Genomic DNA, 26,085 nt, shown 5'->3' on the forward strand with positions numbered 1-26,085 from the left:
AACGAGGCAAGTGAACACAAGACAAAACCCATAAAAGAGGCTATCCAGTTCGATACGTTCGAAAAACTGGATATCCGTGTGGGAACAGTGCTGGAATGCGAAAAAGTACCCAAAACCGATAAATTGCTCCGCTTCCTTCTCGACGACGGCCTGAAGAAACGGACTATCCTCTCCGGTATTGCCGCTTATTACCCGGATCCCGAAGAACTGATCGGCAGGCAGGTATGCTTTATTGCCAATCTCGAACCGAGAAAAATGAGGGGTTTGCTCTCCGAAGGAATGATCCTCTCGGCCGAAAATGCCGACGGGTGTCTCACTCTGGTCTCTCCTTCGAAAGAAGTGCTGCCGGGAAGCCAGGTCGTTTAATCAAGCAACGAAGACTTGCCCTTAAAGAAGGGAAGAAAGCAAATGAATAGGTAAAAGAAAAATTTGGTTATTTTTAACATAGTTAAAGGTAACCTTTTTTCTTTTTTTCCATCTTGAGAATAGAGACATGGTTCTCATCACGTAATAAGGGACAAATAAGTTCCGGCTATTATGTAAAATGATGAATTTAATAAATCCTAAAAACTACTTTTATGAAGAAACAAGCTATTCTCGCTATCGCGTTGCTAGTCAGCTTTACTGCTTTTTCCCAAAAGACACATCAGGTGATGGGATGGAAAATATCAAAAGATATTCCACAAAACGAAGTGAAATTAAACCTGCTAAACACCATTTTCTATTCTTTTTCCGAGATTACTTATGAGCGTATCTTAAGTGCTGATTTCAGTGTGGGAGGATCGTTAGGTGTGGCATTAGAACCGGGTACATATCCTGTGGACTTTGCAGTGACTCCTTACGCCCGTTGGTTCTTCGGAGGAAATGCGAAGAATCTGCAAAAATATGGTGCCGGCTTTTTTATTGAAGCAAATGGGGCTATAGTATCGACAAATGAAAATAGCTATGATATGAAATCCGAGCTGCTGGCCGGACTGGGACTGGCCATAGGATGGAAATACCTCTCACTAAACAACTGGGTGGGAGAACTTTATTTGGGTGCCGGACGGTATTCTGACTCAGACTATGTTGGGTATCCCCGGCTTGGCATCTCCATCGGAAAGCGGTTTTAAAAAATAGTTTTAACATCCATCCAAGAGAGAGCCTAAAAGAGGTTCTCTCTTTTTTTATCCGCCGTATCCTATTTGATTCCTGCATATTCCAAAAGAATTGATCCAAAAACAAGGCTATCACGGAATAATCTGTTAATTTTGTGATTTAAACAGTAAACAACAGTCGATTTAATGATGTGCTGATGTACTGATGTGCTACTGTGGTATAGTGCTAAGGAACAAATATTTCATATGATTAAAATATTTATTTTCAAAGGTATCATATGGAACTCGCTTTTAATCATGCTCTTGTGTGAGAACAATTATCATACTCGTTTCATATGAAGAATTATTTCGATTTCAAAAAAATCCTACCCGATCTGATCGTGATCGTGGGATTCATCCTGGTCTCATTTGTCTATTTCGCTCCGGCGGTGATGGACGGGCGTATAATCGCCCAGAACGACTCACTGGCCGCTATCGGACAAGGGCAGGAACAGCGCGACTACATGGAGCGCCACGACGGGAAACGCACAAGGTGGAACCTCTCCATGTTCAGCGGAATGCCTTCCTACCAGATGAGCCCCACCTACGACTCATCCAAGCCGCAGGATGCGGTTAAAAAAGCCTATTCCCTTTTCCTGCCGAATTATGTCGGCCTGGTATTTATTATGCTGTTCGGGTTCTACATCCTGATGCGCGCCTTGAAGGCATCCCCCCTCCTTAGCGCCTTAGGAGCTGTTATCTGGGCTTTTTCCTCCTACTTCTTTATCCTTATCGCCGCGGGGCATATCTGGAAGTTCATCACCCTCGCCTATATCCCGCCTACCATAGCCGGTATGCTCTATATCTACCGGAAGAGATATCTTTTGGGCGGACTCCTCTTCATGATCTTTGTCGCCTTTCAGATATCGTCCAATCACCCGCAGATGACCTACTACTTTTTGTTCGTCATGCTTTTTATCGCGATTGCTTTTCTTGTGGAAGCCATTCGAAAAAAAGAGCTGCCCGGTTTCCTGAAATCGACCGCGGTATTGATTGTTGCCGGGATCATCGGTGTGGCGTCCAACGCGAGCAACCTCTACCACACTTATGAATACTCGAAAGAAACCATGCGGGGTAAATCGGAGTTGACCCACCACGGGGAAGAGAACAAAACCGGCGACGGGCTGGAACGCGATTATATCACCGCCTGGAGCTACGGCATCGGCGAGACATGGACATTGCTGGTGCCCAATGCCAAAGGGGGTACTTCTGCCGCCCGAATTGCCGAAAATGAAAGGGCGATGAGCAAAGCACGCCCGGAATATCAGCAACTTTATCAACAGATCGGGCAATACTGGGGGGAACAACCGTGGACATCGGGGCCGGTCTATGTAGGCGCCTTCGTACTGGCGCTCTTTGTCCTGGGGCTTTTTATCGTGAAGGGCCCGCTGAAATGGGCGTTGCTGGCCGGCACACTCTTTTCCATCCTGCTCTCGTGGGGGAAGAACTTTATGGGACTGACCGATCTCTTTATCGATTGGATGCCGATGTACAATAAATTCCGTGCTGTCTCCTCCATCCTGGTGGTAGCCGAATTCTGTATCCCCCTGCTGGCCGTACTGGCAGTGAAGGAACTGATCCAAAAACCGGACATACTGAAAAACAATATAAAATATCTCTATATCAGCCTGGGAGTGACCGGGGGAATAGCGCTGTTATTTGCCGTTGCACCCAAATTTTTCTTTTCTTCCTTTATCTCCGGCGCCGAAATGCAGGCATTACAATCACTACCGCCCGAACATATCCAGACAGTGGTCGCCAACCTGACCCAAATGCGGGTTTCCATGTTCACGGCGGATGCCTGGCGCAGCTTTTTTATCGTTGCCATCGGAGGTCTCCTGGTCTGGCTTTTCATTAACAAAAAGATAAAAGCGGAATGGACAGTGGCAGGAATCCTGTTGCTTTGTTTAGTGGATATGTGGGACGTAAACAAACGCTATCTGAACGATAACGACTTCGTACCCGAAAGCAATCAGCAACAGGTCTTCAGCCTATCACCCACCGATCAACACATCCTGCAGGATACCACCAAATACTATCGGGTGCTGAATATGGCTACCAATACTTTTGACGACGGTATTATGCCTTACCGGCATAAAGTGATCGGCGGATACCACGCGGCAAAACTGCGCCGTTACCAGGATCTGATAGACGTACATCTCAGATCCGAAATGATGGCCTTACAGCAAGATATCATTCAGTCACAAGGTGATATGGATTCGTTGAAGGCCGACCGGTTCAAGGTATTGAATATGCTCAATGCCAAATGGATCATCATGCCGGCACAGGACGGGACGACCATTCCGGTGGAAAACCCGTATGCCATGGGGAATGCATGGTTTGTAGACAATATCCGTTTTGTGGAAAATGCCGATGAAGAGATCGATGCACTGGGCGTTCTCGATCTCCGGAAAGAAGCGGTAGCCGATAAAAAATATGAGTCGATCCTCGCGGGATTCCAACCGACACCGGCCGATTCGGCCTCTACCATCCGACTGACCGGCTACGATTCTGATTTTGTAATCTATTCCGTAGATGCGAAAAAAGATGAGTTGGCCCTGTTCTCCGAAATTTATTATCCCAAAGGATGGCAAATCACTATCGACGGTCAACCGGCAAAGATGCTACGCGCCAACTACACCCTGCGTGCGCTCCCCATCCCGGCAGGACAACATACAGTGGAATTCCGTTTCGATCCGCAGAGTATCAGGGTAACGGACGGCATCGCCTATGCCGCACTACTGATCATGTTACTCACTCTCCTCTTTCTTGTTTATGATGCGGTAAGACATAGAAATAAAAACTAAAAATTGACTCCGCCGATTCTTCACGCTCGAACTTGTTCGCTCGTTTTGACGAGAATCCATATACCTTAACGTAAAAAATAAATTAATTGTATGAAAAAAAGTATCCTTTTATTGTGTATCGTAGTGGCAGCGCTCAGTGCATGTAACACAGGTAAACGCAGCAGCAATGCTCAAACAGATGGAACAGAAGTAGCCGACCCGGCCCACAACAGCCGCAATTCACTGGATTGGGCCGGAGTATACAAAGGAACATTGCCTTGTGCCGATTGTGAAGGTATAGAGGTGGAAATACGCCTGAACGACGACCTGTCGTATGAGAAGGTGATGATTTACATGGGGAAGGGCGACAACCGGTTTTCCGACAACGGCCGGTTCGAATGGGATGAAATCGGGAGCAGGATCAAACTGACCAGCGCCACATCTCCCAAAGCGGCGAACAATTGGTTTCTGGTAGGCGAAAACAGGCTGTTTGTCCTTGATACTGAAGGGAACCGGATTGAAAGCAATTTCCCGCCGGAAACCTATATCTTCGAGAAAATAGACCTGGACAACGTCATCACTGAAAAATACTGGAAACTGATAGAACTGAACGGAAAAGAGATCACTTTTGCTCCTGAAGGTCAAATCAGGGAAGCCCATTTTATCCTGAAAAACGAAGACAACAGGGTAATAGGAAATACGGGATGCAACAACATGAACGGAAGCTACTCCCTTTCAGAAGAAGAGAACAGCATCCATTTCACTCCTCCGGCAACCACCAGAATGGCCTGCATGGGCGTTGATTACGAGGCTGACTACCTCGACATGTTCCAGACATGCGACAACTATGCCGTTCAAAACGATACGCTCACGCTGCGTAAGGAAGAAGCGCCCCTGGCCAGGTTTGTGGCAGTCTATCTGCGATAAGGAGGAAATATCGGGGTACAGCTTCGTCAGTGGGTCTACTATGCCGGGAAAGGTGAAAGCAAATGAACAAATGGTCAGATTTATGGTTCAGCAATTATGCAGAAGATAAAGTTAAAGACTATTTTATTTGATATGGATGGCGTGGTAATTGATTCGGAAAAACTGCACCTCCGGGCTATGGGACTCACTTTGGAACAGCATGATATCGAATATACACAATCGTTTTTAAATGATTACGTGGGGAGATCGGATGAGTCTTTTTTTCGCTACGTACATGAAAACATAGATAGTAGCAACAGTATAGAAGACCTGATAAAAGAGAAAAATGCTTTTTTTGAAGATCTTTTGAAAGAGCTGCAGTATGTAGAGGGCTTTACTGATTTTATTCAAGAAGTAAAAACAATGAAGTTGCGAACCGCATTGGTTACCTCCTCCTCTCTTTTTACAGTTCGAAAAGTGAATAAACTGCTGAATCTGCTTCCTTTTTTCGATATTATTGTTACGGAAGAAGATACCCAAAAGCATAAACCCCATCCGGAGCCCTATCTTCTGGCACTGGAAAATTTAGGCGCCGGAAACAGATCGGTCCTTATTATCGAAGATTCCATCAATGGGATACTCTCCGGAAAAGCGGCAGGATGCAGGGTAGCAGGACTCACTACCTCCTTTGATGCTGAAACCTTACAAGATGCCGGAGCGGACTACGTAATTGACAGTTTTTCTGAACTACATATTGAGAAAGATTCTACTTGAAAAAATTTTAATAAGAAACCTCCAACCATTTTTAAGCTCATTAGCGAAAACTTTGCATTTATCTATTGCAAAGTTCCTTAAAGGTGCACCATTGACAGGTCTTAGTGTTCTTTGTTTGCGTAAACGGAATTACCGGATCGAAAATCTCCGCAAGGCAATCGTTGAATAAAGACAGGAATTCATCCATAAAAACAGAGAGGTCGGGGATGGGCCGTTTATTACAGGTGACAGCCGGTGAAGGATCGCCGAAAATGGAACGCAGGTAATAAATGGCCGGGGATAAACGGGCATCCGGATGTTCCTGAGCGTAAAACAGCGCGTATACAAATACCTGCAGGATCTGATACGGCCGGTTCGCTTTCGATCCGTCAAACAAATCGGGGATTTGTTTGAAGTCGGTTGTTCCTGTTCCGGTCTTATAGTCAATAATACGGCAACTATCCCCCACCCTGTCGATGCGGTCTATGATCCCCTTGAAGTTCACCGAGAGTTCGTCGTTCACACGGTACGGCGCCCGGAAACGGTATTCCGCCCCTACAAATTCAAAAGGAGTAAATTGCTTGTCCGTTTCCAGCGTTTGTTTTACATAACTCCGGAGAATCTCCCCGATCAGGTAATGCTGTCCCAGCAATGGACGAGGGTCATCTTTCTGTTTGAAATAATACTCGGCGAATGCCTGTTCGATCAGTTTCGTCAGCAAGGTATCATCCTTCGCAATCGATGTCAGCACGTCGGGCGTAACTGTTTTCCCTTTATAACGATTATAAATCGTCTCCATCAGTTTATGAAAGATCGATCCAAACAGATCCGACTCTACCGACTCCCGGACTTCATCTTCTTCATAGAGACCTTCCACCGCCGTAAAGTAAAAATGCAGGGGACAATCAATGTAGTTGTTGATCAGCGATGCCGACAGGAATGACTCCCCTCCTTGTCTGAATGCGTTTAATTTCCGCAATACTTCCGGCGTTTTGGTGACCGCTACAGGCGAAATTTCAGGTGCCGCCACATCGTAAGCCACCACATGTTCCGAAATATCGAAATAATCGGCATAGAGATATTTCAACTGGTAGAAATAGCGGCTCACTTCACCCGTCTGCATTTCTTCCGTACGTGTATCATACAGCATAAACACCCGCTTTGCCCGGCTGATCATCCGGTAAAAATGGTATGCATAAGTACTGTCCTGATGCTCATACACCGGCAGTCCGAAACCTTTCCGTAACGTAAACGGAATAAAAGAATTCACTGGATCCTTCAACGGAAAAACACCTTCATTCATCGAGAGGATGATCAGGTTCTCAAAATCGATCACACGCGTTTCCAGCACACCCATGACCTGCAAACCCGAGAGTGGCTCGCCGCTGAATGCCACGCTGATGGAATGCGCCAATTTTTTCAGCAACCGGAAACAGGTTTCGAGCGACATATTTTTTGCATATTGAAGCCTGTCCTGCAAACGGGTCACGGTTTTATGATACTGTACGATAAACTCCCGCTCCAGATCTACCGGCCGCGTGCTCTCTTGCCCACCTTCTCCGACACTACTATTCATTCCCTTTTCCAGGCCAGCCGCCCGGGTGTTGTCACCGGCCTCTTCCCTGTTATATTTTTCATCCGTCAGGCTGCCATAAATAAATGTAAGGATATTTTTGATGTAGCCGAAAATGTCGCGCCATGCGGATAATGGCCGAAATATCAATTGAAACAGGGGATGCGATGGAAATTCCGCTTCTGACACGACACTACGGTTATAGGTGAGAATATATGTTTTTAGCGCTTCAGCTTCCTCTTTGGCTGACGTATATACCAACGGGTGATTCAGTATCGATAATACATTCCGGTGATAAAACATCATTTCTCCGGCTGATTCCCGTATGTTGCGTTGTAAACCGGCGATATGCTCCATCAGCGCCGAGATCGACGAATAAGACAGCCCGTATCCCATGGTCACGTTTATCTTTCCGATCTCTTCAGGAATAGAATAAAGCACCGGCAGCAACAGCCGCTCATTCGGCAGCACTATAGCTGTATTGATCGCTTCCTCCGGATTGGGAATAGCCCCTGTCTCGATCAATCGCGAGAGAATCTGTGTAACATGTTTCGCCTGCCCTACCCCCGAAGGGATACCTATCACTTCTATGCTTGTTTTCTCCTTCTTACCCGTATCTGTTCTCTCCTCCCCTCCATCACCATCGCTACCCTGCAATATGAATTGAGAAGGGAACCTCTGCAGGTTCTCTTTTACCCATAACGACGCCCGATTTTGGCTGTCATAAATCAATGGCGATTCGTAATCCCAGTAAAAATCGGCGATACCCAGATTTTTCAGATGTTCGAGTAATACCGTTTCAGCCGGTGTGAGCGCATTCAACCCTACAAATATATAGCTTTGGATTTGCCTGTCATCATTTTTTTGCGGCTTACCATCCCCTCCCTGAGCATAATGGGCTACCGACCCCTCCCGCTCGCCCCATCCGTCGGGTTTATCTGTTCTGCCTGGGTTGCCTGGGACTACCGGACTACCCTGTTCTGCCGAGCTATCCAACTCTCCCGCCCGGGCGCGTTCCGCTACTTCACGGAACATCATCCCTTCGTATGCAAGTCCTTTTTCTTGGAGTTCCGTACGGAAAGAAGAATAGAGTTCATACAATATCTGCCAGGTCTCCTGAAACTTCTTCTTGGTTTCGCTCTCCCCCACCGGCATAAAATTAGTCCAGAAGCGACGGATGGCTTCTTTCTGTCTTTCGGTGAGATGGGTCAGATCATCATCTATCGACCTGAAATCATACACATTCCGGAATAGCTGTTTAGCATCCGCCAGGTACTTATCCACATCGTTGAAATCGTTCAGCAGCATCTCCCCCCAGTACAGGAAATCGTCGAACGACTCGTCGGACCCGCTGATCCTTCCAAAATGATCGTAGAGCATGACCAGCATTTCAATTTTATCAGCCGGCCGGTAGAATGACAAAGAAGCGAAAAGCTCCTGAATAGTCATTACGGAAGGAGAAAAAAGGGGCTTGCCGGCAATCTCTGCAAGGTATTTCTGGAAGAAGAAGCCGGCACGCCGGTTCGGAAATACGAACGTATGCCGGTATAGTTCGTTGCCGTATCGCGCATGAAAGACTTCTGCTACTTTATACAGGAATGGGGTCATATAAGATTATAAACTGGTTATAAGGGTCGCCGATATAATTCGGTAAATATATACAATATCGCTGTGTACAATATAGCTAATCGCCATTTTTTTATAGTTTATACGACGGACATTCGAACCATAACGCAAAAATGAAATATAAGTTTGTACCGGATAACTTCCAGAAAAACATTTAAGGCTGTGAATGGTTTTTGTTAGTTCAGCATAGTGTTTTATAGCGGTAAGAGGAGCATAGTATACAGCACGGACATGATGTAGATATTCATCAAAATCCTTTTTAGCTTCCTCTGAAAGCTTTATACGATACATCTCATTGTAATTTTATATCATTCTCTTCCGCCAATTTCCGTATATCAGTATCGTATAATTCACTCAATTTATCCAGTCCCCGTTCATACACCTCTTCCCAGTCATGCCCCTTATCAATAATTTCTTCAGGCAAGGGATATTCAAGTTTTACGGCCCTTTTTTTTGTAGTTCCCGCACAATCTTCCGTCCGGATGGCCGGGATATATCAATGGTGGCTATTACTTTGTTATTACCCATGTGATGAATCTCCTTTCTTGTACAAATTTACACAATTTATTTTGTACCGGAAAAGTTTTGTTTTTTTGTTTCCCACGAATATATTTCTTTTTTCTTTTCTTTTTTCATTATTTTGCATACGCATTCGATCAACTGTTCAATAAATTTAGTCGTTTGCTCGCAAGCTTGTCTTCTGCTCATTTAGTTTAATGCAACGTGGGTATTTTTTTAAATAATTATTCATAACTGACTCTATCAGCAGCCAGACACGATGCAAGACACATGCATTAATAATCTGATTAAATGAGTATTAATCAGAAATACACCAACTGTTATTCAACAATTGAAACCCAAAAGAGAATGATTCAGTTTTCAAATATAGCTTCTACTTACAACGAATACCTGGATACCCTCTATTCGTATGCTTTGCATTTGGGTTTCGATGAACAGACCGCGATGGATGCCATTCACGATGTTTTCTATAAATTGTGTATCAGTCATAAATCGTTGAGCGAAATTGAAAACCTTAAATTTTACCTTACCAGGTCGCTAAGAAACAGGCTGATTGATATAAAAAGGAGCAACAAGGAACATACGGCAATAGCCCCTTTTGAAGGTGAAGAACAGGAAAAACTCCCCTTTCAACTGAATGTATCCATTGAAGATGAGTTCATTGAGAAAGAGGATTTAGAAGAAATTCAGCAAAAAGTTGAGAACGTGTTAAGCCGGCTGACCGACCGCCAGCGCGAAATTGTCTACTTGCGTTATATCCGGGAATACAGCTATGAAGAAATTGCCGAAATCATGCAGATATCCGTAGAGTCGAGCCGCAACCTAATCAGTAAATCGCTCACCAAACTGAAAGAATCTTCGTTATCCCTCTCCTTATTCCTGTTAATTGTTAGATAAATCCTCATAAAGCATTAATAATTTATCCGGCTATTTGTGATCTCTCTCTAACAATTTATTCACTAATGTTAGACTATTTGAGCCGCTTACTCCTCGATTATTAATTCTCGCTATGGCATAGTCCAAATAAATTTGGCCTCTGTTCCTTTAATGTAACGAAATAGTTCATTAAAATAGACTATTTCTCGCAACGACAGAAATCAAATAAATTTGCTTCTGCTCGTCTTGCTTAACGAAATAGTTCATATATTTGTAACTGAAAGGAGAATAACTATATGGACAGTACTTCATACTTAAAAAAAAATCTGATTTCCCGCATAAAAAGTTCAAATAATGAAACTTTCTTAAAAGCTTTGCAGACAATTTTCGACAGTTCCGAGCAAGAATTATATGAGTTAAGCAAAGCTCAAAAACAAGCAATTGAAGCCGGACGAAAGGATATTGAGAATGGCAATTACAAATCTCACGAGCAAGTAATGGAAGAAATGACGGTATGGTTAAAAGAACAATAATATGGTCTGGACAAGCATCTTCTGAACTTAAAAGCACATTACTCTTCTATAATTTAAGAAACGGAAACATCAAATATAGTCTCAGGCTTTTAGACCAAATCAAACAAATAACAGATGCTCTTTCAGAAAATGAGTTTATGGGAAGACTCTCGGAAGACAAAAGCACTCGTATTATCGTAATGAAGGCTTATCTAATCTTCTACGAAACTGTTGAATCTGAAATCCATATACTATCATTTTGGGATAATCGACAGAATCCGAAGAATAGGATTAATAAAAAGAATACTGCAAAATAAATTTCAAATAAAAACCGGTTGAAATCTTCTCCCTGCAACCCTGATCATTTTCTTTAAGATTTACAATCTAAAATCATTCTGACAACCATCTTTTTTGTTAAATTTTAAACAAAATCAATTTTTCTTTCAAAAAGAGATGATGTTTTCAACCTATATTCGTCTTAATTATAGAGACAGCCTGTAAAAAGGATTAAAAAATATTTTTTCGACGTATCTATGCAATTAAAAACAAATGATAACAACTTTGTCCGGTTCCTGAAAGATGAAAAATTCATCGAGTGGAAATTACTTCCCACAGATGAATTGAACGTGTATTGGGAAGAGTACCTTCAACAACATCCTCATGAAAAGGAAGATATCCTGCAGGCAGAGAAACATTTGCAAAGAATCAACGTAACATCGTTCAAGCTGCCTCCGGAAAAGAGACGAGAAGCGATCCTCCGTCTGGAACAATCGCTCGCCGCCTATAACCGTAAGCGGATGATCCGTCGTTTTGTTTACGCCGCCGCATGTGCTGCTGTGCTGGTACTGTCAATATTATACATTCAAAAAGAGATAAAACAGTCCGGACAGGAACTGATTGCCTCTACAGATTACATTGTTGGAAGCGAGTTGGAATCGGAAGATATTTTGTTTATTACCGGCAACAGCACCGCTTCTTTTCAAAGTAATGTGGATATCCAGATAGATGGCAATAAAACTGCACAAATAAAAAGCGAAGGCAAGGAGGCTGAAGAGATTTCCATCGAACAACATACAATGAACAAACTGATTGTGCCTTATGGAAAACGATCAAGAATTACACTGGCCGACGGAACGCAAGTGTGGTTAAACTCCGGTTCCACTATGGAGTTTCCTTCCGCTTTCACAGAAAATGCCCGGGAAATACATCTCTCAGGTGAAATGTATATCGAAGTGGCTCCCGATAAAAACAGATCGTTCTATGTCTACACTTCCGGCTATAATGTAAAAGTATACGGAACAAAGTTCAATGTATCTTCTTACTCCGGTTCACCCTCATCTGTAGTGCTGGTGGAAGGAAGTGTCAGCCTTCGTTCTGCAGACAAACAGGAATTATTCTTATCTCCTAATGAGCAGGCAGTTTATTCGGACAATGGCACTTTTCATACCCAAAAAGTGGATGTGACGCCATTCATTAGCTGGAAAGACGGATATCTCACCTTTGAAGATACCCCTGTAACCCAAGCACTCAAACAGATAGAAAGATACTACAACCTTTCATTTAATTATGGAGATGATGTCTCCTTACAGGGACTTACATGTACTGGAAAAATCATTCTCTCGGACAATTTGGATAATGTGATGACAGCTCTTACGTTGATCTCAGCCACTAAATACAAGAAAGAAGACAAGCTAATATATATCTACAAAGAATAATAAACCATAAAAACTGATATGCCTATGGACAAATAAAGTGAAAAGCTAAAAGTAAATCTGCCGACTGGTAGAGAAAAAAGTCGAACGGTAGTGCGAATACCGTCCGACCGGTTAATTCTAATTACCTCGTTTATTAATAATTAAAATCATTACAAAGATATGGATAAATATCCTATTGAAGGGAAAGAAACCGTCAATAATTTTAAACATGCTCTACGAATCATGAGAATAACCTTGTTCATGCTATTTTTCAGCATCCTCTTCTCACAAGCCGCCACCGGTTATTCACAAGATGTGGAATTGACGCTCAATCTGAAATCCGCATCTATCAAAGAGATTTGCGAAGAGATTGAGAAGAAAAGCGATTTCCGGTTTATTTTTGCGGGAAATGCCAAAAAGATCATCAATAAAAAAATCGATCTTACAGCCGATTCCCAGGACATCAATGAAATTCTGGATAATATGCTATCCGATACGGATTTAAATTACAGAATATTAGATGAGCAAGTAGTTATTTATCGTGATAATACAAAAATCATTCCTAAAGAGGTTGTAAAAATTGATTCCGAATTGATTGGCCAACAACAGAAGAAAGAGATTACCGGAACAATTATCGATAAAGAAGGTGAAGCCGTTATTGGTGCCAATATTGTGGAAAAAGGTACTACAAACGGAACCGTTACCGATATCGACGGAAACTTTTCATTGTATGTGGAAGAGAATGCCATACTCCAAATTTCTTATATCGGGTATCTTTCACAGGAGATAATAGTCGATAATCGCACAAACTTTTCTATTACACTTCAAGAAGACACGAAGTCTTTGGAAGAGATTGTGGTAGTTGGGTATAGTACTCAAGAAAGAGCAAACCTTACAGGGGCTGTATCTACAGTTTCTTCAGAAGTATTGCAGTCAAAACCCGTCAATAACCCTTTATCAGCGTTACAGGGTGAGATACCGGGTATGGTCATTCAACGGTATTCCGGTCAGCCGGGGAATGAAGAATTCAGTATGAATGTGCGGGGAATTTCATCTACGAATGGCACCAATGCCCCTCTGGTCATCATTGATGGGATTGCAGGCGATATTAATCTTCTCGGACCGGACGATATAGAATCTATAAGTGTACTGAAAGATGCACAGGCTTCTATTTATGGAGCACGGGCTGCCGGTGGAGTCTTCCTTATTACAACCAAAAGAGGAAAAAGCGGAAAAGCCAAAATCAATTACAGTGGAAACTTTGCCATAACAAAAAGCGCGGGTATGATGAAAAGTCCGACAAATTATGAAATGGCAATAATGGATAATGAAGCCAACATTCATAATGGTGCAACACCGATGTATACTGAGGATTACCTGCAACGGATAATGAATAATGATCCTAATCCCATTCCACACCCTCTATATGGCGGATGGATGCTATTCTTTACAAACACAAACTGGATGGATGAATTGCTGGAAAATGGATTCCAGCAAAAGCATAATATAAATATCTCAGGAGGCGGAGAGAATTCGAATTATTATTTATCGGGAGGATTTATTGATCAAAGAGGAGTCGTGAAGTATGCCAAAGATAATAATAAAAGATACAACCTGAGGATGAACTATGACTATACCTTTTTTAACAGAGTCAGGCTGGAAGCAAAAGTATCTCTGGAAAATCAAAACCGGTCGGATATCGGGGGTGTAGGAGCCTGGTTTATAGGCGAAGGTATATTTGGCATGCCGAACCATCCCGTTTACAATGCGTCAGGCAATTACTTTGCCCAGGGAGGATGGGATAATGCGGTAGCTATGGCAAAAGAAGCTGCAACCGCAACCTACAAAACAAATAGAATAAATACAAATTTCAGGTTGGTAGGGGATATTTATGATGGGCTGAAACTGATCCTTCAGGCGGGTATAATCAATACTTCAATGAATACGAAAGATCCGGCTAAATCCACTCCTTTGTACACCTGGGATAATAATATTGCCTATTATTCCATAGCGAATCCGGCTGATGCAAATCTTACACAGTCTAATTCCGAAAATACATATCGCAATTATACCGGCTATTTACAGTATAATAAAGAGTTTCATAAAAAGCATAGAATAGACATTATGGCCGGTGTTGCCCATGAAGAAAATGATTATGAATACTTCAGTGCATGGCGCGATGGATTTAACGCTGACCTGTGGTCGTTGAATCTGGGAAGTACCGGTAATATGTGGAATACCGGAAATGGAGATCATTGGGCAATCAGTTCTGTATTTGGAAGAGCGGGTTATATATATGATGAAAGGTATTTATTTGAGACCAATTTAAGGTATGACGGTAGTTCGCGTTTCTCCGGCGCTGACAAACGATGGGGATTTTTTCCGGGTGTTTCCGCTGGATGGCGCATATCCAAGGAGAATTTTATGGAACCTGTTGAGTTCGTCAATGAATTGAAATTACGTGCTTCGTATGGTGAAACAGGAAACCAGGAAGGAATCGGTTTATATGACTTTATCCAGAAAATCTCTATAGGGAATGTTTATCCATTCGGGCCCGGTTCACAAACCCAGACCGCTAAGCTCGATGGCATGGTAGCTTATAACCGCACATGGGAAACCATTATAAACAGGAATATCGGTATTGATGTTTCACTTTTGACAAACCGGCTGGACTTTACATTTGACTACTTCTGGAAAAGAAATAAGGATATGCTGATACCGGTTACGTATCCGAGCATATTAGGTGCCCAGGCTCCATCAACCAATTCAGGAGAACTTGAAACAAGAGGGTTCGAGGCTTCTATCGCATGGAAAGACAAAGTTGGGATTATAGATTATCATGCGAAACTTATCATTAATGATGCACGGAATAAGGTGACCTATTACGGTGGTTTGGATACGTATGTGCTTGGCTATAATGAAATCAGGGAGGGTTATCCGATGGGTAGTTATTTTGCCTATGAATTTGACGGACTCATTCGTACACAGGAGGAACTTGAAGAGTATAGAAAACTGGAAGGAGTACCCAGCAACATTAGTATTGGAGACGCCAGGTTTAAAGATTTGAATAGCGACGGAAAAATATCTACCTATGGAGAGGGTGATGACGGTGATGTGAAATATGTAGGTAGTATTACTCCACGTTATAATTACGGGATAACACTGGGTGCGAAGGTGAAAGGTTTCGATTTTAATATATTTTTCCAAGGTGTGGGTAAACGAACGTTGTTCAGAACCGGTGAATATGCTATGCCGTGGAGTGACTGGTGGAGACAACCCCCTCAATTCTATTACCTGCAAACATGGAACGAAGACAGGCCGGATGCCTACTATCCCAGGTTATCCCATGGAGATATCCGGTATTGGAACTATCAGGAATCTACATTACAAAAAATAGATGCATCGTATTTACGTTTGAAGAATCTACAGATAGGTTATACTATTCCCGAATCCTTAACGAAGAGAATAGCTATATCCAGAGCCCGGATATACTTTAGCGGACAAGATTTATGGGAACATCATAATGTAAAAGGAGGATGGGATCCTGAATCGGCAGATTGGGGCGGGAACTATCCTTTCCAACGCTACTATTCATTCGGTATTGATTTAACTTTTTAAACAATGAATACAATGAGAAAATATATAAATATAATTATAGTATTATTGTCGGTCATCGCTTTTAATGCTTGCGAGAAAGATTTGGATCTATTTCCGAAGGACCAGATCTCAGATCCTTCTTTCTGGAAAACTTCAGAGGATTTTGAATTGGCTGCCAATGATTTTTATTTCGGCTTATTAGAGGTCGCCCAATATATTGACAGGAATTCAGACATTGCATTTGGTAGCGGCCCCGATAATGTAAGCAACGGCGCATATCTTATTCCTGCCAATGAAGATAACTGGGATAACGCTTATGCCTATATACGTTCTATAAATTACTTACTGATGAAAGCAGAAGAATCAGACCTCGGGACCGGGATAGATCGCTGGGTTGGTGAGGCCTTATTCTTCAGGGCATATAATTACTGGAATCTTGTCAGGAAATACGGGGGTGTACCTAAAATAACAACGGTACTTGATGTAACTTCACCTGAATTATACACATCCAGATCTTCCCAGGCCGAAATCATCGACTTTATTATCAGTGATCTTGACAATGCCGTATCCAGGCTTCCGGTCCAAAGTGAACTTACATCGGATGAATTAGGGCGCACGACAAGAGGTGCGGCATTAGCCCTGAAAGCCCGGGCAGCATTGTATCAGGGTACATGGGCTAAATTCCACGGTGAACCTGATGCTGCCGCTTATCTTGATAAAGCGATTGATGCTGCCGAGGAAATAATAGCATCCGGTGAATACGGTTTATACAAAAATAAAGGCGCCGATAGTTATAAATATCTTTTCATTCTGGAGGGAGACGACAGCAATGAGGTAATTCTTGCCCGCAGGTATTATATTCAAAGGATTGTCCATAACTGGACACGTGAACTTTGGTTCAATGCAATGGTTCCCACCAAGAATCTGGCCGATATGTATTTAAATACGGATGGATTACCTATATCAAAGTCAACTTTGTTCGGTGGATATAATGAATTGTCCAGTGAATTCCAAAATCGTGACCCACGTATGGCAATGACTTTTATTGTGCCCGGAAGTACTATCTTTTTTGAAGGAGGATTGTGGCAACCAACCTATCCCGGCTTTACCGGAACGAATGCAACCCAAACCGGCTATATGTTACGCAAATTCCTTGGAGAAGACCTGAATTCGACTCAGTTCAGAGGAGAATATGACTTTAAAGAGTTCAGATATGGAGAAGTATTGTTGATTTTAGCGGAAGCTTTGTATGAAAAGGAAGGATCTATTTCTGATACCGATCTGGAACGAACCATTAATGTATTGAGAGATCGTGTCAATATGCCTGACCTCACGAATTCCTTTGTAACAGCCAATGGATTGAATATGCAGGAAGAAATCCGCCGGGAACGTACGGTAGAACTTGCCTTCGAAGGATTCAGAAGAGAAGATTTAAGACGCTGGAAAACAGCCGAAACCGTATTACCTCAGTCATTGCGCGGGGTAAAATTTGTGGGAACGGAATATCAGACAAGATATCCTGCACTGGTACCGGGCGTAGACATAACTGTCGATTCTGAAGGCTTTATTGTAGCAGATTTGGCATCAGCAAGAAAATTTGAAAGTCCTAAACATTATCTTGATCCTATCCCTTCACAGCAAGTACAGTTATCAAAAGGCACATTGGAGCAAAATGAAGGATGGAGGTAATTAAAATAATAGAATAATGAGAATAACTATATTGTTTTCTATGATATTCTGCGCCCTGTCAATCTTGGCACAGAATTATGACCGCAGAGGTGAAATAAATGCAAAACTCCTCCCAATACCCGATCATCATTATCAGGATGAATATATGATGGAAGAAGTTGTTAATCCGTTGGCCTGGGTAGGACAGAGTGGATTAAATGCTGCGTTTGGCACTACGGATAAACTATATTTCAGGAGGGAGAAACCCGATATAGAAGGGGGAGCCAATTCTTATACCTACACAGCATGGAGAGGCGAACGTGTCAATATACAACTTCTGGTATGGTCTTTGGACGCATTGGAGCAAGTCCGTGTAAAGGTGAATGACCTGAAGAAAGAGGGAGGAGTGATTATTCCCACAGAAAACTTTGACGTGAATATGGTACGCTATGTAATAGCAAATTATCCTTATGCAAGCAAAGATGCAATTTGCGGTAACAGCCCATATACAGACGGATACATGATGCCTGACAGGTTTGAGCCCTTCGAACGGTTCAACCTGCCCGAAAGAAGTACACGTCCGGTTTGGTTAACTATAGATATTCCTGCCGGTGCTGAACCGGGTATTTATGCAGGTAATATCAGCGTACAATCGAGTAAGGAAAGTGTGGATCTGAATATTACCATCAAGGTACAAAATCAGGTTTTACCCAGACCGAATGAATGGAAACACCGTCTCGATTTGTGGCAAAATCCCTGGGTTGTAGCTTGGTATAACCATCTGGAACCATGGTCGGAAGAACATAAAGTATTATTAAAACAACACCTGAAACCTTACGCCGAAGCAGGAGGTACCTATATTACCACTTATGCCGTACATTCCCCGTGGTCAGACAATTCATTCATGATCGAAGGGGGAATGATCGAATGGATCAAGAAGGCAGACAATACATGGGAATTCGACTATAAGATATTCGATGAATATGTACAATTAGCCATGGAATGTGGAATAAACGAGGCAATCACTATATACACGGCCATTCCGTGGGGCAACCGGTTCCGCTATATGGACGAATTGACCGGGAATTATGTATATACATCGTGGGAACCCGGTACACCCGATTTTGTAAAGCACTGGCATATTTTCCTGACTGATTTAAAGAAACACTTGGAACAGAAAGGATGGTTTGACATTACCTTTATTGGCATTAACGAGAATCCCATGCCGCAAACGCTTGCAGCAATCAAAGCCACAAAAGACCATTCGAAAGCGTGGAAAATAACCTACGCAGGCGATTGGCATAAAGAACTGGATGAATTGTTAGACGATTATAGTTATTTATATTCCAAGGAACCTACACCGGAAGAACAGAAAGCAAGGAAAGAAAGAGGCGCATTGACAACTTACTATGTATGCTGTAATCCCCCGGTCCCAAATAATTTCCTGTTCTCACCCCCTGTGGAAGGCCGCTGGATAAGCTGGTATACAGTTGCACGCGGATACGATGGCTTTTTGCGCTGGGCATATGATGCATGGCCTGAAGATCCAAACAGGGACGCCCGTCATGGCTCATGGGCAGCGGGAGATTGCTTCTTGATTTATCCCGGCGGACATAGTTGTATCCGGTTTGAGAAATTGCGGGAAGGAATTGTTGATTTTGAAAAGATCAGGATCGTAAAAGAGAAAGCATCCGAATCCCCTGCAAACGCCAAAGTGAACCGGTTAATAAAACAATTGGAGGCACATATGGCCGTATTTATCAATGAAAAAGACTTTGATGAAACGAAGATTTCTGCAGATATCAAGAAGGGAAAAGAATTGCTGGATACCATTAGTGAAGAACTAAAATGATCAGTGGGCTATGAAGAATGTTTTATTGCTTTCTTTCGCTATTGTATGGAATATATTGTCCGTAAGATCGGATAACACCTTACCTGGCAAGGTTATATGCAGTGAATATACTGAATATATCCTTACGCATCTGCTTACACCTTCGGGACCTATTCCCACTGTTTACGATCCGAATGGAGTATATCCATATGTTAGCTATAGTGAAACTTCTAACAGACCGGTACCTGAAAAGTACCGGTTTATCTCCCTGGAGAATGAACATGTTAAAGTAATTGTTTGTCCCGATCTGGGTGGAAAAGTCACATCTATCGTACATAAAGGATCGGGGAAAGAAGTATTGTATGTTCCGGATGTTATCCGTCATACCCGTATTCTACCCAGATTCTATTTTGTGGCAGGAGGTATTGAGGTTAGTTTTCCTATCTCCCATACTCCTTCACAGAATGAAACGGTTTTATATAAAATAGATGAAACTCCTGACAGGATATATGTAACGTGCGGTGAACGGGAACTGAGGTTCGGAATGCAATGGTCTGTTGAATACTCATTGGGAACAAACGATAATTACTTGACGCAACGTGTTGTATTTCACAATCCCGGAACACAGGCATACCCATGGATGTCATGGTCGAATGCGGCCATACCATCATGCCCCGATACACAATATGATTTTCCGAATGGAGAAGTCCTTGTCCATTCATCTGTCCTTGATACAATCGACTGGAAAAAATCGGGACCTAAAAGGGAAGCCGATATTAAAGAAATGACCGGGTATTTCTGGAGAACAAAAGATGTGAATGCTTTCGGCGTATATACGCCATCATGCGGTACAGGGCTTTACCACATTGCCGATGAAAAAATAGCAGGAGGTATAAAACTCTGGAGTTATGGAGTAGATAAAGACACCATCTGGTCCGTACTGAGTACCGCCAAAAAACAGCCTTATATTGAGATACAAGGAGGACCAATCGGTGATCAGTCCATAAAACTCGAAATGAAACCGAATGATACCCGTTGGCATGTTGAATACTGGATTCCTACGGATAAAAGATTAAATCTGTATGAGTTGAAAGTTCCGGTGGATAAGCTGCGTCCGGTACATACCATACCATTATTCAGATGGAGCAGGAACAGTGAAGTCGACGAATGGGAAGATCTGGCAAAAGCCTATTCGCTCAATAAAGAATTACCCGAACCTCCTGCCATTATCCGGAATTTATGGGCTCCTTCAGGCATGGAAGATTTGGATGAACCTTTTCAATGGGCAATAAACAACTCTTCAAAAGACAAATCCGACTTATGGAGATTTTACTATGGAACCTGGCTGGCCGGTAGGGAAAAACTGGATGATGCTATTGAAATTTTGAAGCAATCAGATGTTGATATAGCAAAAATTGTATGTGCCCGGCTGTTGCATATGAAGGGAGATACCAATGCCGCCATTGAAAAAATAAGAAGCATACAAGAAAAATGGGTGCAGTTGCACCCTCAGGTTATAATTGAGAGGGATAAACTATTGCGAAACAGTAGCAATAAAGCCCTTGCCGAACGTGAAAAATGGTTATCGATAGTCGATGCATCGGATGACGAATGGATTATAGAGAGAAGGGTTCAGTTGCTTATAGATAAAGGTAATTTACAGGAAGCAAAGGATTTATTACTTTCAACACATTTCCAATTGGTGCATCAAACATATACCCGTACAGGATTATGGGAACAAATTTGCAAAGGTCTGGGAGAATCCTCCTATCCGGTACCCGTCCAGTTAGGTGAAGACAATCTGGCAAGATTTGGAGCATATCGTGAATACGAATAAAAAGTAGAAACTTTACAACCTCAGTTATTTATAAAAAAGAATGAAAGAAAAACAGTAATATCTCCGGAAAATACCATTCTAAATATGCAAAAACAGCTATATTTACGGAATAAAAAATAGCATAGCATATTTACATCATGAAGATCAGTCAACTCTTAATTGTGATATTTATGGTTTTATCTCTTTCATTACCTGTAGTACAGGGACAAGAGATATTAACCCCGGTGGCATTTAATGAAGTGACGTTGGAAGATAATTTCTGGCTGCCACGCTTGCATACGCAAAAAGAGGTATTGGTGCCTTTCGCTCTCGAAAAGACCCAGCCGGCAGTTGAGAACTTGCGGCGGACAGCCAGTTATCTGAAAGGTATCCCCGATGAACTCCCTTTTACTCACCGGTATGTCTCTTCCGATTTGTATAAGGTGATGGAAGGGGCTGCTTATCTATTGAAACTGGAGCGCGATCCCGAATTAGAAAAGGAAATGGACCGGATTATCGATATCATCTCCGAAGCCCAACAAGATGACGGCTATAATTACGAATCCCATATCACGGGAGTGGCTAAACACGATGTGAACGGAATGGGGGAGCGGCCTTATTCTCACGTGGTCCATAGCCATGAATTGTATAATATGGGGCATATGTATGAAGGGGCCATCGCCTACTATCAGGCTACCGGCAAAGATAAATGGTTACGGGTGGCAGAAGCCAATGCCCGCCATATCAACAAAGCTTTCTTTGAAGGAGATCCTAATTACAATGACGGTAAACCTGTCAACCAGGCTCCAGGGCATCAGGAGATAGAATTGGCACTGGTCAAACTCTTCCGGGTAACCGGCGACAGCCTCTACCTGGACATGGCGAAGAAGTTTATCGATATCCGGGGTGTCACCTACCGCCCCGAAGGAGAAGGTACCATGTCGCCCGAATATGCCCAGCAACATCTGCCGGTAAGGGAACAGACCAAAGCGGTAGGCCATGCCGTACGTGCCACTTACCTTTATTCCGGAATGGCGGATGTAAGTGTTTACACGCGGGATCCGAGCCTGCAACCGGCATTGGATAGTATCTGGCATAATATTGTGGATACCCGCATGCATATCACCGGCGGTTTGGGCGCAGTACATGGTATTGAGGGATTCGGCCCGGAATATGAGCTACCGAATAAAGAAGCTTTTGATGAAACGTGTGCAGCCGTGGGAAATGTATTGTTCAACCACCGGATGTTCCTGATGGAAAAGGACGGCAGGTACATGGATGTAGCCGAGGTGGCCCTACTGAATAACGTCTTGGCGGGCGTCAACCTCGAGGGCAATCGTTTCTTCTATCTCAATCCTCTGGAAGCAGACGGCATCAAACCCTTCAATCACGGGAAACCGGGACGTTCGCCATGGTTCGGGACGGCCTGCTGTCCTTCCAACCTGGCGCGACTGATCCCGCAGGTCCCAGGATTAATGTATGCTACCACTCAAAATGAGATCTATTGTTCTTTTTATGCAGGGAGCACCACCACCCTAACACTGGAAAAAGGGAACGTTCACCTGAAACAGATAACGGAATACCCGTTCAGCGAAACAATCCGATGGGAAGTTACGCCCGAGAAGAACAGACAGTCTTTCACCATGCATTTGAGAATACCAACATGGACAGGTAATCAATTTGTCCCCGGAGAGTTATATTCTTATATAAATAGCCAACCTTCCGGTTGGACTGTCAAGATCAACGGAAAAGAAACAAAGGCAAACATAGTAAAAGGTTTTGCTATCATTGACCGTGTATGGAAGAAAGGGGATACCATAGAGTTAACACTTCCCATGCCATTGCGTTACTCCAAAGCGATCAGTCAGGTAGTGGCCGACAGGGGACGTATTTGTCTTACCCGTGGTCCCCTGGTATATGCTGCCGAAGGAGTAGACAATGAAGACCGGTTGCCCAATATATTTATTACCGACATGCCAGCCCTCGTTCATATTTCGGCTTACACCGATGGGCTGATGAACGGTATTCCCAAAATGGAAATTCCTGCATGGGAAAAGACGCCGGCAGGAAATAAAGAGATCAGCCTGGTGCTTTTGCCTTATTATGCATGGAATAACCGGAACGATGGGAGCATGATGGTCTGGTTTCCGGAATCCGATGCTATTCAACCCTACGTAGACCTACATCTGGCAACTCACGGGAAATATAAGTCATTGGAAGCTTCTCATACCTACCAGGGCGATAATCTGGTAGCGGTGGCCGATAGGGTAGTTCCTTCATCTTCTTCCGATGAGCAGGTAAAACGCTGGACCAGTTGGGGAGAGCAGGGAAAAGATCAACGGATCACGATCACACTGGATAAACCTACAAATATACAAAGCGTCTCCGTCTACTGGTTTGACGATAGCCGGGGAACCAAGGTTCCACAGGAGTGGTCTTTGGAATATGAACACGAAGGCCAATGGAAAACATTCCCTCTCTATCTGACGGATGCATATCAGATATTTAAAGACCAGTTCAACATGGTTCATCCCGGACGTCAGATCATTACCGAGAAAGTACGGTTATTGATGAAACCTCAACCGGGACATGCGGTAGGCATTCTTGAAATCAATATTGAAGAGATAAAGTAAATTTATGAAATATGTTCTCCATGAAAAAGATCGGATTAGCATTTTTTTATTTATTTGTTGTGACGGTAATGGCTCCGGCAACGAACCCGACGGAGAAAAATCTGAGCGGCAATTACCTGAATAACCGTGCTCCTTTGTTGACAAAGCCTTATATGGAATTGCCCATTGGAAATATCAAACCTTCCGGCTGGTTGAAAGAGCAGTTAAATCGTATGGTAACCGGAATGACCGGGCATATGGATTCTATTTATGACCAGGTAATGGGATCCCGTAACGGCTGGCTCGGCGGGGACGGAGATGTATGGGAACGTGGCCCGTACTGGATCGACGGTCTGCTTCCATTGGCTTATATACTGGAGAATAAAGAGTTGATCGATAAGGTACAACCATGGATCGAATGGACTTTGGCCTCACAGAAACCGGACGGTTACTTCGGGCCGGATACTGACCGTCCGCATGAAAACGGACTGCAAAGGAATAATTCGTATGACTGGTGGCCTAAGATGGTCATGCTAAAGGTAATGCAACAATATTATTCCGCAACCGGCGACCCACGGGTCCTTCCGTTTATGACCAATTACTTCAGGTATCAATTGCAGGAACTGCCTAAAACTCCACTTGGACACTGGACTTTCTGGGGGCAACAACGCGGCGGTGATAACCTGATGATCGTTTATTGGCTCTATAATATCACCGGCGATAAATTCCTTCTGGAACTGGGGGAACTTATTCACGAACAGACCCTGAACTGGACCGATATCTTTCTCCACCAGGATCACCTGAAAAGACAGCATAGCCTTCATTGCGTGAATCTGGCGCAGGGTTTCAAAGAGCCGGTGATCTATTACCAGCAGAATAAAGATCCCAAACAGGTACAGGCCGTGAAAAAGGCCGTGAAAGATATGCGCACCACTATCTCTTTTCCTACCGGATTGTGGGCGGGTGATGAACTGCTTCGCTTTGGTAACCCCAATCTGGGTTCGGAGTTATGTACTGCTGTCGAAATGATGTTTTCACTGGAAAAGATGCTGGAGATCACAGGTGACGTGCAGTGGGCCGATCATCTGGAACGGATCACTTTTAACGTCTTGCCGACCCAGATCACGGATGATTTCTCTGCCCGCCAGTATTATCATCAGGTTAACCAGATAGCCATCAGCCGTGAATGGCGTGATTTCGTGACCCCTCACGAAGATACGGATAACCTTCACGGCATCCTGTGCGGCTATCCGTGTTGTACGTCCAACATGCACCAGGGTTGGCCTAAATTCCTGCAGAATCTATGGTATGCCACAGCCGATAACGGTATTGCAGCCCTGGTATATGCTCCTTCCGAAGTAAAAGCGAAGGTGGCGAATGGTACGGAAGTCCATATTACTGAGGAGACCACCTATCCGTTTGAGGAAGCCATTCATTTCAGTATCTCCTTTATGGATAAAAAAGTAAAAAAAGCCTTTTTCCCATTTCATCTGCGCGTGCCGGGATGGTGTAGGCAGCCGGTTGTCCGTCTCAACGGAGAAGTGATTCCGGTCGATGCTTATCAGGGAGAGATCATGCGTATTAACCGGCAATGGCAAGAGGGGGATAAACTGACCCTCGAACTTCCGATGCACCTCGAAGCAACGTACTGGTTCGACGGCGCTGCTGTGATCGAACGCGGCCCGCTGATCTACGCATTGAAAATGAAAGAAAACTGGGAAAAGAAAACAATGGAACACGAAAAAGTCCCTCAATATGGAGAATGGTATTACGAAGTAACTTCCGATAGCCCCTGGAACTTTGCATTAAGCAGGAGCCAGCTCCGTCCGGAGGTTATTAATGAACACTTTAAAGTAGAGAAATTGCCCAATGTAGCCCCATACCCCTGGACCTTAGAAAACGCCCCGGTCACTGTCAAAGGGAAAGGCCGCCCGATCCCTACCTGGAAAGAATACCGGGGTTCAGCCGGCTCCGTCCCCTACTTCACCCAACAAGGTCCCGATACGACTGAAGAGGAGGAAATCGAATTGATCCCGTTTGGCTGTACGACACTCAGGATTACAGAGTTTCCGGTCAGGAATTAATTGAATAAATAACTGGATATTCCCAGGAAATTGAAAACATTTCTTTATATAGAGAAGGCAGCGACAACCTCCTCTTTTTTTATAGAAATATAAAAC

The 26,085-nt window shown here is 43.4% G+C and carries 18 protein-coding genes; 15 read left to right on the plus strand and 3 right to left on the minus strand.

Annotated elements, in window-relative coordinates:
- From metG to Q0502_RS11935, 5 genes are all read left to right on the plus strand, one after another.
- A partial coding sequence (gene metG / locus Q0502_RS11915) for a methionine--tRNA ligase subunit beta (RefSeq protein ID WP_298650993.1) occupies positions 1 to 366 on the plus strand: 366 nt, incomplete at its 5' end.
- 212 nt (positions 367 to 578) lie between these two features.
- A complete protein-coding gene (locus Q0502_RS11920) occupies positions 579 to 1,112 on the plus strand; it encodes a hypothetical protein (protein ID WP_298650995.1) in 534 nt (177 codons plus the stop codon).
- 320 nt (positions 1,113 to 1,432) lie between these two features.
- Complete coding sequence (locus tag Q0502_RS11925; RefSeq protein ID WP_298650997.1) at positions 1,433 to 3,943, plus strand: YfhO family protein; 2,511 nt, start codon at positions 1,433 to 1,435, stop codon at positions 3,941 to 3,943.
- Positions 3,944 to 4,033: 90 nt separating this feature from the next.
- The gene (locus Q0502_RS11930; RefSeq protein ID WP_298650999.1) at positions 4,034 to 4,849 is read left to right on the plus strand and encodes a copper resistance protein NlpE N-terminal domain-containing protein; all 816 of its coding nucleotides are present in this window, start codon (positions 4,034 to 4,036) and stop codon (positions 4,847 to 4,849) included.
- A gap of 96 nt (positions 4,850 to 4,945) precedes the next feature.
- On the plus strand, positions 4,946 to 5,602 hold the full coding sequence (locus tag Q0502_RS11935; protein ID WP_298651001.1) for an HAD family phosphatase: 657 nt from the start codon (positions 4,946 to 4,948) through the stop codon (positions 5,600 to 5,602).
- 58 nt (positions 5,603 to 5,660) lie between these two features.
- Here Q0502_RS11935 and Q0502_RS11940 read toward each other — a convergent pair whose 3' ends face one another.
- From Q0502_RS11940 to Q0502_RS11945, 3 genes are read right to left on the minus strand one after another with little or no spacing between them, the layout of a single operon-like run.
- A complete protein-coding gene (locus tag Q0502_RS11940) occupies positions 5,661 to 8,762 on the minus strand; it encodes a PD-(D/E)XK nuclease family protein (protein ID WP_298651003.1) in 3,102 nt (1,033 codons plus the stop codon).
- Between the two features lie 6 nt (positions 8,763 to 8,768).
- A complete protein-coding gene (locus Q0502_RS19040) occupies positions 8,769 to 9,071 on the minus strand; it encodes a type II toxin-antitoxin system RelE/ParE family toxin (RefSeq protein ID WP_366521789.1) in 303 nt (100 codons plus the stop codon).
- Position 9,072: 1 nt separating this feature from the next.
- The gene (locus Q0502_RS11945) at positions 9,073 to 9,204 is read right to left on the minus strand and encodes a hypothetical protein (protein WP_298651004.1); all 132 of its coding nucleotides are present in this window, start codon (positions 9,202 to 9,204) and stop codon (positions 9,073 to 9,075) included.
- A gap of 443 nt (positions 9,205 to 9,647) precedes the next feature.
- Here Q0502_RS11945 and Q0502_RS11950 point away from each other — a divergent pair, with 443 nt between their 5' ends.
- The 10 genes from Q0502_RS11950 (at position 9,648) to Q0502_RS11995 (ending at position 25,989) form a co-directional block, all read left to right on the plus strand.
- Positions 9,648 to 10,196 (plus strand): sigma-70 family RNA polymerase sigma factor, encoded by a 549-nt coding sequence (locus Q0502_RS11950; RefSeq protein ID WP_298651006.1) that lies wholly within the window; start codon positions 9,648 to 9,650, stop codon positions 10,194 to 10,196.
- Between the two features lie 275 nt (positions 10,197 to 10,471).
- Entirely contained in the window at positions 10,472 to 10,708 is a 237-nt protein-coding gene (locus Q0502_RS11955) for a hypothetical protein (protein ID WP_298651007.1), read from the plus strand.
- A complete protein-coding gene (locus Q0502_RS11960) occupies positions 10,690 to 11,004 on the plus strand; it encodes a type II toxin-antitoxin system RelE/ParE family toxin (RefSeq protein ID WP_298651009.1) in 315 nt (104 codons plus the stop codon). The genes Q0502_RS11955 and Q0502_RS11960 overlap by 19 nt, the downstream gene beginning before the upstream one ends.
- A 216-nt stretch (positions 11,005 to 11,220) precedes the next feature.
- Positions 11,221 to 12,402 (plus strand): FecR domain-containing protein, encoded by a 1,182-nt coding sequence (locus tag Q0502_RS11965; protein WP_298651011.1) that lies wholly within the window; start codon positions 11,221 to 11,223, stop codon positions 12,400 to 12,402.
- 159 nt (positions 12,403 to 12,561) lie between these two features.
- Entirely contained in the window at positions 12,562 to 15,999 is a 3,438-nt protein-coding gene (locus tag Q0502_RS11970; RefSeq protein WP_298651012.1) for a SusC/RagA family TonB-linked outer membrane protein, read from the plus strand.
- Positions 16,000 to 16,011: 12 nt separating this feature from the next.
- Positions 16,012 to 17,667 (plus strand): RagB/SusD family nutrient uptake outer membrane protein, encoded by a 1,656-nt coding sequence (locus Q0502_RS11975; protein WP_298651014.1) that lies wholly within the window; start codon positions 16,012 to 16,014, stop codon positions 17,665 to 17,667.
- Positions 17,668 to 17,683: 16 nt separating this feature from the next.
- Complete coding sequence (locus tag Q0502_RS11980; protein ID WP_298651016.1) at positions 17,684 to 19,498, plus strand: glycoside hydrolase domain-containing protein; 1,815 nt, start codon at positions 17,684 to 17,686, stop codon at positions 19,496 to 19,498.
- A 10-nt stretch (positions 19,499 to 19,508) separates the two neighbouring features.
- Positions 19,509 to 21,314, plus strand: coding sequence for a DUF5107 domain-containing protein (locus tag Q0502_RS11985; RefSeq protein ID WP_298651018.1), 1,806 nt, complete (start codon positions 19,509 to 19,511; stop codon positions 21,312 to 21,314).
- 137 nt (positions 21,315 to 21,451) lie between these two features.
- Complete coding sequence (locus Q0502_RS11990; protein WP_298651020.1) at positions 21,452 to 23,926, plus strand: beta-L-arabinofuranosidase domain-containing protein; 2,475 nt, start codon at positions 21,452 to 21,454, stop codon at positions 23,924 to 23,926.
- Between the two features lie 68 nt (positions 23,927 to 23,994).
- On the plus strand, positions 23,995 to 25,989 hold the full coding sequence (locus Q0502_RS11995; protein WP_298651041.1) for a beta-L-arabinofuranosidase domain-containing protein: 1,995 nt from the start codon (positions 23,995 to 23,997) through the stop codon (positions 25,987 to 25,989).
- The last annotated feature ends 96 nt before the right edge of the window (positions 25,990 to 26,085 follow it).

This window comes from uncultured Proteiniphilum sp., from assembly GCF_937873925.1.
Lineage (GTDB): Bacteria > Bacteroidota > Bacteroidia > Bacteroidales > Dysgonomonadaceae > Proteiniphilum.